Origin of the sequence: Labrys methylaminiphilus subsp. lupini, from assembly GCF_051161885.1 — a bacterium.
In the GTDB taxonomy this organism is placed as follows: Bacteria; Pseudomonadota; Alphaproteobacteria; order Rhizobiales; family Labraceae; genus Labrys.
The window spans coordinates 3,467,012-3,479,106 of record NZ_JBMDIH010000001.1 but is presented as its reverse complement, the minus strand read 5'-3'; the positions used below and the strand labels follow the sequence as shown (position 1 = coordinate 3,479,106).

At 62.8% G+C, this 12,095-nt stretch carries 13 protein-coding genes and 1 tRNA gene; 8 read left to right on the top strand and 6 right to left on the bottom strand.

Features of this window, described 5'->3' with window-relative positions:
* Positions 1-410: 410 nt before the first annotated feature.
* Together ACN6KF_RS16435 and ACN6KF_RS16430 are read right to left on the bottom strand one after the other, a co-directional pair.
* Positions 411-671: a GlsB/YeaQ/YmgE family stress response membrane protein gene (locus ACN6KF_RS16435; RefSeq protein ID WP_068288273.1), complete on the bottom strand. Its 261-nt coding sequence runs from the start codon at positions 669-671 to the stop codon at positions 411-413.
* Positions 672-706: 35 nt separating this feature from the next.
* Positions 707-898 (bottom strand): CsbD family protein, encoded by a 192-nt coding sequence (locus ACN6KF_RS16430; RefSeq protein ID WP_434957865.1) that lies wholly within the window; start codon positions 896-898, stop codon positions 707-709.
* A 210-nt stretch (positions 899-1,108) separates the two neighbouring features.
* Between ACN6KF_RS16430 and ACN6KF_RS16425 the strand changes: the two genes are divergently transcribed.
* Positions 1,109-1,534, top strand: coding sequence for a septal ring lytic transglycosylase RlpA family protein (locus ACN6KF_RS16425; RefSeq protein ID WP_434957864.1), 426 nt, complete (start codon positions 1,109-1,111; stop codon positions 1,532-1,534).
* Between the two features lie 140 nt (positions 1,535-1,674).
* Here the strand turns inward: ACN6KF_RS16425 and ACN6KF_RS16420 are convergent.
* The 4 genes from ACN6KF_RS16420 to ACN6KF_RS16405 all read right to left on the bottom strand — a co-directional run bounded on the left by ACN6KF_RS16420 (position 1,675) and on the right by ACN6KF_RS16405 (position 4,259).
* Positions 1,675-1,749, bottom strand: a tRNA-Gly gene (locus tag ACN6KF_RS16420).
* Between the two features lie 164 nt (positions 1,750-1,913).
* Positions 1,914-2,513, bottom strand: a complete 600-nt coding sequence (locus ACN6KF_RS16415; protein ID WP_434957863.1) for a nitroreductase family protein — start codon at positions 2,511-2,513, stop codon at positions 1,914-1,916.
* A 158-nt stretch (positions 2,514-2,671) separates the two neighbouring features.
* Positions 2,672-3,163 (bottom strand): acyl-CoA thioesterase, encoded by a 492-nt coding sequence (locus ACN6KF_RS16410; protein ID WP_434957862.1) that lies wholly within the window; start codon positions 3,161-3,163, stop codon positions 2,672-2,674.
* Positions 3,164-3,233: 70 nt separating this feature from the next.
* Positions 3,234-4,259 carry a hydroxyacid dehydrogenase gene (locus tag ACN6KF_RS16405; protein ID WP_434957861.1) on the bottom strand — a complete coding sequence of 342 codons (1,026 nt, stop codon included), beginning with the start codon at positions 4,257-4,259 and terminating at the stop codon, positions 3,234-3,236.
* A gap of 112 nt (positions 4,260-4,371) precedes the next feature.
* On the opposite strand from ACN6KF_RS16405, the gene apaG reads away from it, so the two are divergent.
* The 7 genes from apaG to ACN6KF_RS16370 all read left to right on the top strand — a co-directional run bounded on the left by apaG (position 4,372) and on the right by ACN6KF_RS16370 (position 11,950).
* The gene (apaG, locus tag ACN6KF_RS16400) at positions 4,372-4,764 is read left to right on the top strand and encodes a Co2+/Mg2+ efflux protein ApaG (protein WP_149253924.1); all 393 of its coding nucleotides are present in this window, start codon (positions 4,372-4,374) and stop codon (positions 4,762-4,764) included.
* A gap of 180 nt (positions 4,765-4,944) precedes the next feature.
* A complete protein-coding gene (locus tag ACN6KF_RS16395; RefSeq protein WP_434957860.1) occupies positions 4,945-6,051 on the top strand; it encodes a PspA/IM30 family protein in 1,107 nt (368 codons plus the stop codon).
* Between the two features lie 13 nt (positions 6,052-6,064).
* Complete coding sequence (locus tag ACN6KF_RS16390) at positions 6,065-6,745, top strand: OB-fold-containig protein (RefSeq protein ID WP_434957859.1); 681 nt, start codon at positions 6,065-6,067, stop codon at positions 6,743-6,745.
* Between the two features lie 6 nt (positions 6,746-6,751).
* Positions 6,752-8,482 (top strand): flotillin family protein, encoded by a 1,731-nt coding sequence (locus ACN6KF_RS16385; protein ID WP_434957858.1) that lies wholly within the window; start codon positions 6,752-6,754, stop codon positions 8,480-8,482.
* A 326-nt stretch (positions 8,483-8,808) separates the two neighbouring features.
* Positions 8,809-10,056, top strand: coding sequence for an aspartate aminotransferase family protein (locus tag ACN6KF_RS16380; RefSeq protein ID WP_434957857.1), 1,248 nt, complete (start codon positions 8,809-8,811; stop codon positions 10,054-10,056).
* A gap of 2 nt (positions 10,057-10,058) precedes the next feature.
* Entirely contained in the window at positions 10,059-10,979 is a 921-nt protein-coding gene (gene argF, locus ACN6KF_RS16375) for an ornithine carbamoyltransferase (protein ID WP_434957856.1), read from the top strand.
* Positions 10,976-11,950, top strand: a complete 975-nt coding sequence (locus ACN6KF_RS16370; protein ID WP_434957855.1) for an Hsp33 family molecular chaperone — start codon at positions 10,976-10,978, stop codon at positions 11,948-11,950. Before argF ends, ACN6KF_RS16370 begins: the two co-directional genes overlap by 4 nt.
* The last annotated feature ends 145 nt before the right edge of the window (positions 11,951-12,095 follow it).

Below are 12,095 nucleotides of genomic sequence, written 5' to 3'. Positions count from 1 at the left end.
AATATACGGAGATAAAGCTTCCAAAGAGGAGGTTTTATGCTCCACAAGCGCGATGAAATTTCACGCAAGCTAAAAATTAAATATTATTTCGTTATTGAATAAGAAACGACCTGGCCCTTGCCTAGTGGGCGCATACTCAAACATGCGCAATGCAGGCGAAAAGATCCATGTTTGGGCGGCTGTTGGAGCCGTTTGAATCGGCGAGAACCCCCTTCCCCCGAAAGCCTTCTGATTCTCCATTGATGTTACTTACCGGTAACACCCGGGGGTGAAATAGTCAAGGCCGCAACGATATGATGCTGACGTTTCAAGGCTGAATGGAAAAGCTCGGCGCTGCCGAGGCGCATCTTCCGTCGTATGCCGCGAGAGAGGCCAGATGGGGTGGCGTTTGCCCCATCTGGCCTCGAGCATCAGACGCGAGAGCCGCTGAGCATTCGCGCGAGGGCAATGAGGATGCAGGCGCCAATAAAGCCGGCGATAAGGTAGCCCAGCCACCCACCGAAGCCCACGCCTAGCAAGCCCAGCAGAAAGCTGGCGAGGGCCGCACCTACGATGCCAAGAATGATGTTCATGAGGACGCCGGTATTGCTCTTCATGAACATTTCAGCCAGCCAACCGGCCAAGCCGCCAATGATTATCGCGGCGATCCAACCAACCTCGGGACGATCCATTCATTCACCTTTGCATCTATCGGATTGTCTGGGATTCACGCCTTGTCGATTACCGACTTGACCGCGTCCTTGACCTTGCCCTTGGCCTCCTGGACCTCTCCTTTGGCTTTTTGAATCGCGCCATCGGCTTCCATCTCCTGATTACCCACGGCCTTGCCGACGCCTTCCTTCACCGAACCCGCCACCTTGTTGGCGATACCCTTGACCTTGTCCGTTGTGCTGTTCACTCGGTTACTCCCTTGAATGCAGACCCCCAGTTCACAAACGCTGGCGTCCTTTCGAGGTTCCGTAGTGATTTTGACTTAGGGGGGGCCTCCTCGCAGTTCTTGAGCCGTGTTAGTGGTCGCGTCACTCCCCGTCGCAACTGGCAGGTAATAAAATCGAAACCATTCGGTTCCTACCGTAATTAATCGTCAATTACAGAAGGAATTGACTGAATGGGCATGCGTATCATAAGCGGAATTTTCAGCTTTTCCATGATCATTATATTCATGGCTATGGTCTCTGGACATGCAGAAACCCTAGGCACGGCATCCTTTTATGGCAAGGAGCTGAAGGGATATCGTACCGCAAACGGAGAACGCTTCAATCCAGCAGGACTGACTGCCGCCCATCGCTCCTTACCTTTCGGAACGAAGCTGCGCGTTACCAATCTCAAGAACCACAGGAGCGTTGTCGTCCGCGTCACCGACCGAGGCCCTCACAAGCGGGGTCGCATGATCGACCTTTCCTACGGAGCCGCCAAGGCCGTCGGGATGATCGAGACGGGCACGACCAGGGTATCAGTCGCCAAGATTGCAGCGCCTTCCTTGGCCTCGGAAAAGGCCAACGCACAGCCAAAGCTTCCGCCGCGTCGACGATAGCTCATTGCCGCGCGGACAGTGGCATATCCGCCCCCTCGATCTTCGGGTTGGAGGGGTGCCTTTTGCGTCTGGGCCCTTGTTCAACCTGCTTTCGCCAAATGCGCGATAGTCGTTTAGCTGTTGATCTTTAAAGGGGGTTTTGGAGCGGGCGATGGGAATCGAACCCACGACATTCAGCTTGGGAAGCTGACGTTCTACCTCTGAACTACACCCGCGTAGCGATTGCTGCGATCTTGTAGCCTGTTTCTCGGGCGTGGATCAAGGCCACCCACACGCTTTTCATTGGATGTGACAAGGCCCGGCACAAGGCCGGGCCTGACGATCTCGCAATCATTCGCTCATAGCGCCGGTTCACGGCGCCAGCCCGTATCGACGGATCTCAGCTGTAGACCTTGAAGCGATCATTGTCGCTCATGAAGTTCTTCTCGGGGAAGGGCTGCTCGTTGGAGCCGAAGGGCATCTGGGCGCGCAGCTTCCAGGACGTCGGCACATGCCATTCCTTCTGCACGGCCTCGTCGACCAGCGGTGCATAGTGCTGCAGGCTGGCGCCGATGCCATGCTCGGCCAGCGCCGTCCATACGGCGAACTGAGCCATGCCGCCGGACTGCTCGGAGAAGGCTGGGAAGGCGTCGGCATAGAGCGGGAACTGCTCCTGCAGGTTCTTCACCACATTCTGGTCCTCGAAGAACAGCACGGTGCCAGCGCCGGCGGCGAAACTGTCCATCTTGGCCTCGGTCGAGGCGAAGCTGTCGGCCGGCACGATCTTGCGCAGGATCTCCTTGGTCAGGTGCCAGAACTTGTCGCTCTGCTTGCCGAACAGGATCACGGCGCGCGAGCTCTGCGAGTTGAAGGAGGAAGGTACGTGCTTGATCACGTCCTGGATCAGCAGTGAGATCTCTTCCTGGCTCTTGGGCAACGTCTTGCCCAGGGCATATTGCGTGCGGCGGGTCTTGATATGGTCGATAAAGGTCTTGGACATGAGAAGAATTTCTCTCAATGAAAATTTGCCAAAGCGGAAGAGGCGCTCGAACGCAACCTCGACTGCAAAACTCCATGCCTTGAAATAGGCATATCGGAAACCTGCATAATCTCGATCGTTAGGTTCGATCAAGTTGATATGTCGATGGTGGAGCTCTGTCAGCCGCCGCTGTCGACGCCGGTCTCCGCCACGGCTTCCAGACGGGCAGTGATCTCGCGGCGCAGGGTTCGTCGCAGTTCCGCAGCCTTATAGCGGCGTTCCTCTGTCGGCCCGCTCACTGCGAGAGCCGGTACGGCCGAGGGGCGACCCTCGTCGTCAACAGCGACCATGGTGAAGTAGCAGGAATTGGTGTGCCGGCGCATACCGGAGCGGATGTTCTCCGCCTCCACCCGGATGCCGACCTCCATCGATGTCCGGCCGGCGTGGTTGATCGAGGCCAAAAAAGTGACGAGTTCCCCGACCTGGATCGGTTCCTTGAACATCACCTGGTCGACGGACAGGGTCACCGCATATTGGCCCGAGAACCGCGAAGCGCAGGAGAAGGCGACGCGGTCGAGCAGGTTGAGCAGCGCGCCGCCATGCACCTTGCCGCTGAAATTGGCCATGTCCGGTGTCATCAAGACGGTCATTTCCAGGCGGCGTCGATCCATGGGCCGGTTTCCTCTGTCCTCGTGACTCGTTGCCGAGTGTAGTGGAGAGGCCGTGGATAGGAAGCCGGAATCAGGTCTTGCTCACCGGCTGGGAGCGCAGGCGGCTGGCAAGGGAGGGATCGGCGCGGCGACAGAGCTGCGGTGGCAAGCCCTTGAGGATGAGTTCGAGATCGGCGACCGTCATGCTGCCGATCTCGAGCAGGGCATCCCTGGTGCCGCCGGTGCGATGGGCCGAGAACACCATGTTCGGCGTGGCCCGCACGGGATCGTCGGCCGGAACCGGCTCGACCGGAAAGACGTCGGTGGCCACGCGAATATGGCCGCTGCGCGCGGCGGCAAGCATGGCAGGAAAATCGACGACGGCAGCCCGGCTCATCAAAAGGAAGGCCGAGCCCTTCTGCATGCGGGCAAATTCAGATGCGCCGATGAAATGGGCGTTTTCTGTGGTGGGGGCGGCGAACACCGCCACGAAGCGGCTGCCTTCCAGCAGCGTCATGAGGTCGCTTTGCCGGCAATCCAGCCGTTCGATGATCTCGGCCGGCAGCCAGGGGTCGTAGACCCTGACCTCGTTGCGGAACGGGCGGATGAGTTCGCGGAATTTGCGGCCGAGATCCCCGAAGCCGATGATGCCGACCGAGGCGCCTTCGAAGCGGATCGTATCGCTATTGGCCTCCAGACCATAGGTTTCGGTGCCGGCGCGGAAGGTGCGGTCGGCCGCGCTGATGCCGCGTGCAAGGTCGAGAGCAAGGCCCAGCGTCGCTTCCGCCACCGGAGCCGCGAAGGCCGAGGCCGGAGTCAGCACCCAGATGCCGCGCGCCTGGCAGGCGGCATAATCGATATTGGGCAGGAAATTCGTTTCGACATTGATGATGGCTTTGAGGCGCGGGGCGCGCTCCAGCCTCTCGGCGGGCATTGCCGTCTGCCCGATGATGGCCACGGTGTGGGGCAGCAGCGCCTCGATTTCGTCGTCACTCATCGGCCTGGCTTCGCTGATGACCAGGCGTCCGAGACGTTCGAGCCGGGCTCGCACCGGCGGTGCCATGATCTGTTCGAGCGTACGCGGCAGGGGATCGACGAGAATGACGGAGGCAGCCATGGCGGGTCCTGTGCACGGAAACCAGCAAAGCATGAAGAGTCGCGAAGGAGTCTGCAATGGTCGGACCATAAGCGGGTTTGACGGCGAAGCCCGTGAATGCGTAAATCAGGGCATGTACAGCGCCATCACACGTCATATCAAAGTGACGGTCCGCCCCCGATTCCTTGCCGAGGAATCGCGGCCGGCGGAGGGACGCTATTTCTGGGCCTACACGGTCGAGATCGCCAATATGGGCCCGGAAACGGTGCAGCTTCGGTCGAGAGCCTGGGAAATCACCGACGAGAATGGCCGCCGAGAGGAAGTCAGGGGCGCGGGCGTCATCGGTGAGCAGCCCGTGCTGGAGCCCGGCGAGCGCTTCGAATACACTTCCGGCTGCCCCCTCGGAACGCCGTCCGGCCTGATGGTGGGCACCTATCTCATGGTGGCCGACAGCGGCGAGAATTTCGAGGTCGCCATTCCGGCCTTCTCGCTCGACAGCCCCTACGCCAAGCGCAGCGTCAACTGAACCCGAGGAGCGCGGACATCGCAGCGACATGTCCGCATGTCGTGATGTCCGTTTTTTGGAAGCGCTCGCTTGGGAAGCAAGAGGCGAACGCACTGTCTACGCCCCGATTCTGACCTAGTACGCCCAAAAATGCACCTCTCTTCCTTGAAAGCAACAAGGAAGTGCTTTATTATATTAAACATGACCGGAAAGCCTGATGCCACCATGGTTTTCGTCCTGGCGCCGACCGCCGAAGATCGCGGTGCGCTGCAGGCCACCCTCATTGCCTATCGCCAGGCCATGGCCATTCTCGACGGGACCAAAGGGGCTAATCTCGTCGCTTTGCACGAGGAAGCCTATGAGGAAATCCGCCTGAAGACCGGGCTACCCTCGCGCATGGCGACCCTGGCCCTGCGCGATCACAGCCGGCGGCAGTCGGGCGTGCCGATCGACGACATTCCGCTCGACTCCAAGCTGTTCGCCGTGAAGGGGCCGGACAGTGTCAGCATCGCCACCATCGATGGCCGGGTGGTCATGCCCTATTCGGTCAGCGGCTATCGTGGCGGCTGGGACGATTTCGCCGAAGCCCGCCTCGTCTTCGAAGGCCCCTCGCTGCATATCGATGTCGGCGTGCAGGCCAGCGTCCACTCTCAGAAGGAGACCCCGATGTCCAACGAAGGTATTCTCGCCCGGCTCGGGCGGGTCATCGCCGGTGTCGTCAACAATGCGGTCGATACGGCTGAGGCCTCCAATCCCACCGCGGTTGCCCAACAGGCCGTGCGCGAGATCGGCAAGATCGCCGAGGAGGCGCGGGCCGCGCTCGGCGTCGCCGTTGCCGCCGGCCACCGCCTCAGGGCCAAGGCCGACGATCTCGATGCCGAGATCCGGGACCTCGACGGCAAGATCAAGATCGGCCTGGAGAAGGGGCGAGAGGATCTCGCCCGCGCCGCGACGGGCGTTCAGATCGATCTGGAAGCCCAACGGGAGGCACTCTCCAAGGCGATTGCCGAAAACGCCGGCGAGATTGCCGAAGCCGAAACCACACTGCGCAGCATAGCATCGGCCCGGGCCGATGCGATGAAGCGGCTGGAGGATGCCAAGCGGGCGGAGCGCGCCGTTCCCGCAGCCGTGACGCCCTCTCAGCGCAACGACCAGCGGCTCGCCGACGCGCTGGCGGCCGTGGAGCGTGTGACTGGGGTCCCGACCAAGCCCGTCGCCGCGGCCGTCGAGGTAGAGGAACTCGGGCGGCTGCAGCGCCAGGATGCGATCGAGGCGCGGCTCAAGGCGTTCAGGGAAGGCCAGCGCTGATGGAAGCCCCGTGATGATGGAAACTTTGGTCCAGCCGGGCACGGCGCCCTTTTGGGTGGCATTGTTGACGGTGATCGGCATCGGCGTGGTCGAGCTCGTCTCGGTGCTGCTTGGCGCTTCCGTCTCGGCCTTGCTCGACGATAGTTTCGGATTCCAGGGCTTCGAGCATCAAGGCCTCGGGCATCATGCCCCCGGCGATCACGATAGCAGCGTGCTCGGCGCTTGGTCGTCATGGCTCAATGCGGGCGGCGTGCCCATCCTCGTGCTCATCGTCATCCTGCTTTCGGCCTTTGCGGCCTTCGGCTTCGCCATCCAGGCGGTTGCCTCCGGCCTTGCCGGGCCGCTGCCGAGCCTGATTGCCGTTCCTGGCGCGCTGGCGGCAGCCCTTCCCTCCACACGCTGGATCGGCCGGGGCGTCGCCCGGATCATCCCGCGCGACGAGACCAGCGTGCTCAGCCAGGACGAGTTCGTCGGACTGATCGGCACGGTGACCATCGGCCCGCTCGACCAGGGCAATCCCGGCAGCGTGCGGGTCAAGGACCGCTACGACAATTTTCATGCCCTGCGCGCGAAAGCCGCGCCGGGGCATGTCATCGAGACAGGCGCGCTCGTGGTGATCGTTGATGGGGTCGATGGTCTCTTCCAGGCCATTCCCGCGCCGCAGCCTCTCGATCTCGACAACAACAGGAGCTGAACGACCATGGACTTCCTTTCGTTGGGGCTCATTGCCGGTGTGATCGTGACGGCCATCGTCGTCATCGGCATCATCATGACGACCCTCTACACCAGGTCCACGCGCGACAAGGCCTATGTGCGTACCGGCCTCGGCGGCAAGAAGGTGGTGCTCGACGGCGGCTCGGTCATCCTGCCCATCTTCCACTCCTATTCCTGGGTGTCGCTGAGCACGTTGCGGCTCGAGGTCAAGCGTTCCGAACATGAATCGCTGATCACCAAGGACCGCATGCGTGCCGACATCACCGCCGAATTCTATGTTCGGGTGAAGCCCGATGCCGAGAACATCGCGCTCGCCGCCCAGACGCTGGGCGATCGCACCAACGACGCCGATGCGCTCAAGGCTCTGGTGGAAGCCAAATTCGTCGACGGCCTGCGTTCGGTAGCTGCGACCATGTCGCTGCGCGATCTGCAGGAGCAGCGCGCCGAATTCGTCAAATCGGTGCAGGCGGCGGTGGCGCACGACCTGCAGTCCAACGGTCTCGAACTCGAATCGGTCTCGCTCACCCGCCTCGACCAGACCGACATCAAGCATTTCAATCCGAACAACACATTCGATGCCGAGGGCCTGACCGCCCTCACCAAGATCACCGAAGAGCGCAAGCGCGAGCGTAACCAGATCGTGCGCGACAACGAGGTCGAGATCGCCACCAAGGACCGCGAGGCCGCGCTGAGGCGTCTCACCATCGAGCGCGAGCAGCGCGATGCGGAATTGAGCCAGGAACGCGATATTGCCAACAAGACGGCCGAAACCCGCGCCGAAACGGCCAAGGCCGAGCAATTGGCGCGCTTGAGCCAGGAAACCGCCCGGCTCGATACCGACCGGGGCATCGCCGAGCGCGACGCGGAAGCGCGCCAGGCCCGCGAGGCTGCGCGTATCGGGGCCGAGCAGGGCATCGCCGAGCGTGAAGCGGTGGCCCGCAAGATCACCGAGACCGCGCGTATTGACGCAGCGATCATGGTGGCCCGCAAGATGGAGGAAGAGCAGGCTGCCCGCGCCAAGGCGGATGAGGCGAAAGCATCAGCCATCACTGCCGAGGAGCAGGTCACCACCGCCCGCGAGGTTGAAATCGCCGAGCGCGCCAAGCGCATCGCCGTTATCGATGCCCGCAAGGCGGCCGAGCAGGCGGCGACCGCCATCACGGTCAAGGCCGAGGCGGAGAGGCAGGCGGCCGAGAACGTGGCCGCCGCCACCAAGATCCAGGCCGACGCCGAAGCGCAGGCGGCCAAGATCCGCGCTACCGGCGTGATCGAACTGGGCGAAGCCGAAGCGCGGGCCGAGCGGGCCAAGAACGAGGCGCGCAATGCACTGGCGGAAAACATCATCGGCTTCGAACTCGCCAAGGCCCGAGTGGCGATAGTGCCGCTGGCACTGGAACAGGCGATGAAGCCGATCGAGAAGATTTCCGACATCAGGATCTTCAGCGCGGGTGGGTTGGCCGGTGCTCTCGGTGGTGCGGGAGCAGGCGGTGATCAGGGCGGCCATCCGATCGGCGACCTGTCCAGCCAGCTACTCAGCTTCACCGCCCAAAAGCCCATCCTCGACGAGATCCTGGCCCAGGCCGGCTTCAAGGGGGCCGATCCCACCCAGGCACTACTGGCCGCCTCGCTCGGAGGCGCAGGACACAAGGCGCCGACCGTTGGCCGCCCCGACGGAATCGGGTCGCCGGAAGTGGACGATGCCAAGCACAACGGCTGAAGGTGGGTGCATGAACGGGGACACGGCGCGGGCCTGACCTGACCGCGCCGGTCCGCTCCAACGCTGCCATTGACAGCATCGCCCTCACGCCTAATATATTTTTCGTTGAAACAGCCGCCCTCAAGCAGCAACCTTGGGGCGGCGTTTTGATTTTTTGGCCCAAGCGTTTTGCGATTTGCCGGCATCGCCAAGAATCGCAAAGACGCGTCGGAACCAAGAGTTGGAACAAAGTGCGGTTTCGCCAAAACGCGCTTTGCTCCTGTCATCATGATGTTCCAGGACTATCTCAAATCCCAGGACTGTCTCAAACCTCTAGAATTGCCAACTTGAAAGCCACACCCGTGAACGCCTCCGTCAAATCTCAGCTCTCCCATGATCCCGCCCCGTCGGCCATCCTGCCGACTTATGCCCGAGCGGACGTGGCTTTCGAGCGAGGCGAGGGCGTGTGGATGATCGCTTCGGACGGCGAGCGCTATCTCGATTTCGGTGCGGGCATCGCCGTCAATTCGCTTGGCCATGCCCATCCCCATCTGGTGTCGGCGCTGACTGAGCAAGCCCAGAAGATCTGGCACACCTCCAACCTGTTCCAGATGCCGGGCGGCGAGAAGCTTGCCCGCCGGCTGGCCGACGCCACCTTCGCGGACAAGGTCTTCTTCACCAATTCGGGGGCGGAAGCGCTCGAATGCGCCATCAAGATGGCCCGCAAATATCAGTCGGCCAACGGCCATGCCGAGCGCTACCGCGTCATCACCTTCGAGGGCGCCTTCCACGGCCGTACGCTGGCGACCATCGCTGCCGGCGGCCAGGCCAAATATCTGGAAGGCTTCGGCCCCAAGGTCGACGGTTTCGACCAGATCGCCTTCGGCGACCACGAGGCGCTGGACCGGGCGATCACGGCGGAAACCGCCGCCATCCTGGTCGAGCCGATCCAGGGCGAGGGTGGCATCCGCTCCTTCCCGCAGGCTTGCCTCAAGGGCATGCGCCAACTGTGCGACGACAAGGGGCTTCTCCTGATTTTCGACGAGGTGCAGACAGGCGTTGGCCGCACCGGCAGGCTGTTCGCGCATGAATGGGCTGGCGTGACTCCCGACATCATGGCGGTCGCCAAGGGTATTGGCGGCGGCTTCCCGATGGGCGCATGCCTCGCCACCGACGAGGCGGCCAAGGGCATGACGGCCGGCGTGCATGGCACCACCTTCGGCGGCAATCCGCTCGCCATGGCGGTCGGCAATGCCGTGCTCGACGTCGTGCTCGAGGAAGGGTTCCTGGAGCATGTCGCCAAAGCCGGCCTGCTGCTGCGCCAGCGCCTGGCCGAGCTCAAGGACCGCTTCCCCGACATCATCGAGGAGATCCGCGGCGAAGGCCTGATGCTCGGCTTGCGCACGCGCGTGACGCCGGGCGAATTCGTCGGCGCCCTCAGGGCCGAAAAGCTGGTGGCCATTCCGGCCGGCGACAACGTCACGCGGCTGCTGCCGCCGTTGATCATCTCGGATGAAGAACTTCTCGAAGGCGTGCGCCGAATCGAGGCTGCCTGTGTCGCCCTCTCGAGCAAGCCAAAGACTGCCGGACATTGACGATGGTAAAGCATTTTCTCGATCTTTCCGACCTTCCCACCCAGGATTTGCGGACGGTTCTCGACCTCGCCGCCTCGATCAAGGCCAAGCGCGTGAAGGGCAAGGTGGCGAGCGAACGTCCGCTCACCGGCAAGGTGCTGGCGATGGTATTCGAGCAGCCCTCGACGCGTACGCGGGTTTCCTTCGATGTCGGCATGCGCGAACTTGGTGGCGAGACCCTGATGCTGACCGGTGCTGAGATGCAGCTCGGCCGCGGCGAGACCATCGCCGACACGGCTCGCGTGCTCTCGCGCTATGTCGATGCGGTGATGATCCGCATGCTCGACCATGCCGCGGTGCGCGAACTGGCGGCCAATGCCACGATCCCGGTGATCAACGGCCTGACCAAGCTCTCCCATCCCTGCCAGATCATGGCGGATATCCTCACCTATGAGGAACATCGCGGTCCGATCAAGGGCAAGACGGTGACCTGGACGGGCGATGCCAACAATGTGCTGACGTCCTGGATCGAGGCAGCACAACGCTTCGACTTCACCATGCGCGTCGCCGCGCCCCATGACCTTTCCGTGCGCAAGGAGGTCGTCGACTGGGCCCGTGCCAACAATGGCCGGCTGGAAATCAGCACGGATCCCCGCGAGATGGTGGAGGGCGCCGATTGCGTCGTCACCGATTGCTGGATCTCGATGGGCGATTCCGAGGGCTATCGCCACAATCTGCTGCGCCCCTACCAGGTCAACGCCAAGCTGATGGGTCTTGCCAAGCCGGATGCCCTGTTCATGCATTGCCTGCCCGCCCATCGCGGCGAGGAGGTGACGGACGAGGTGATTGACGGGCCGCAATCGGTGGTGTTCGACGAGGCCGAGAACCGCCTGCATGCCCAGAAGGGCGTGCTCGCCTGGTGTTTCGGGCAGGCCGCGGCATGAGCGAGCCTCATCTGATGGAAGACGATCACATTCTGCCCTTCCAGGCGGAGGGGCTGGACGTGCGGGGCCGCGTCGTCAGGCTCGGTCCGGCCATCGACACCATTTTGCGCCGGCACGACTATCCGGCGCCGGTTTCGCGCGCGCTTGGCGAGGCGACGGCGCTGGCATTGATGCTCGGCACCACGCTGAAATTCGACGGCCGGTTCATCCTGCAGACCCGCACCGACGGGCCGGTGAGGATGCTGGTGGTCGATTTCCAGGCACCGGACCGGGTACGGGCCTGCGCCACCTTCGACAAGGAGGCCGTGGCTGCTGCCATCGATGCCGGCAAGACCAGCACCATCGAGCTGCTCGGCAGTGGCCATCTTGCCATGACCATCGACCAGGGCCCGGACATGGCGCGCTACCAGGGCATCGTCGCTTTGGAGGGCGAGAGCCTGGAAGCGGCAGCGGACCAGTATTTCCGCCAGTCCGAGCAGATTCCCACCCGCGTCCGTCTGGCCGTGGCCGAAAATTACGTGGCCGGGGAGGGGACGAGCTGGCGCGCCGGCGGCATGATGATCCAGTTCCTGCCGTCCTCGCCCGAGCGCATGCGCATGGCCGACCTGCCGCCGGGCGATGCGCCCGAGGGGGCCGAGGTGATGGAGCATCGCGAGGACGACGCATGGGTCGAGGCCAAGCTCCTGATGGGGACGGTCGAGGATCACGAACTCACCGATCCGAATGTGCCGGCCGAGGAACTGCTCTATCGCCTTTTCCACGAGCGCGGAGCTCGGGTGTTCGACAGCTCGGCCATCATCGAGAAATGCCGCTGCTCGCGCGAGGCCGTCACCACCATGCTGCGCAATTTCTCGCAAGCCGATCGCCGTGACATGGTCGCCGATGACGGATCGATCACGGTGACCTGCGAGTTCTGCAACGCCCGCTACGATTTCGACAAGGCCGAGACGGAAGAGCTGGTGAACGCGTAGGTGGCGACACCAGTGGGAAAGAAGGAGCGGACGTCGCCGCCACATTGAGCGTAGCTCCATGTGGCTGTTGTCCGCGGTCCCAGCCGCGCCGCTTCCTGTGCTATCTCGGCGACGTCCACTCCTGGAAACGAAGCGCCTGCAATTG

Bases quoted from the DNA above. Each gene is read 5' to 3' on its own strand.
- ACN6KF_RS16395 (WP_434957860.1), top strand. From the start codon at position 4,945: ATGACCGGAAAGCCTGATGCCACCATGGTTTTCGTCCTGGCGCCGACC.
- ACN6KF_RS16410 (WP_434957862.1), bottom strand. From the start codon at position 3,163: ATGGATCGACGCCGCCTGGAAATGACCGTCTTGATGACACCGGACATG.
- ACN6KF_RS16385 (WP_434957858.1), top strand. From the start codon at position 6,752: ATGGACTTCCTTTCGTTGGGGCTCATTGCCGGTGTGATCGTGACGGCC.
- ACN6KF_RS16415 (WP_434957863.1), bottom strand. From the start codon at position 2,513: ATGTCCAAGACCTTTATCGACCATATCAAGACCCGCCGCACGCAATAT.
- ACN6KF_RS16405 (WP_434957861.1), bottom strand. From the start codon at position 4,259: ATGGCTGCCTCCGTCATTCTCGTCGATCCCCTGCCGCGTACGCTCGAA.
- ACN6KF_RS16390 (WP_434957859.1), top strand. From the start codon at position 6,065: ATGATGGAAACTTTGGTCCAGCCGGGCACGGCGCCCTTTTGGGTGGCA.
- argF (WP_434957856.1), top strand. From the start codon at position 10,059: ATGGTAAAGCATTTTCTCGATCTTTCCGACCTTCCCACCCAGGATTTG.
- ACN6KF_RS16425 (WP_434957864.1), top strand. From the start codon at position 1,109: ATGGGCATGCGTATCATAAGCGGAATTTTCAGCTTTTCCATGATCATT.
- ACN6KF_RS16435 (WP_068288273.1), bottom strand. From the start codon at position 671: ATGGATCGTCCCGAGGTTGGTTGGATCGCCGCGATAATCATTGGCGGC.
- ACN6KF_RS16370 (WP_434957855.1), top strand. From the start codon at position 10,976: ATGAGCGAGCCTCATCTGATGGAAGACGATCACATTCTGCCCTTCCAG.
- apaG (WP_149253924.1), top strand. From the start codon at position 4,372: ATGTACAGCGCCATCACACGTCATATCAAAGTGACGGTCCGCCCCCGA.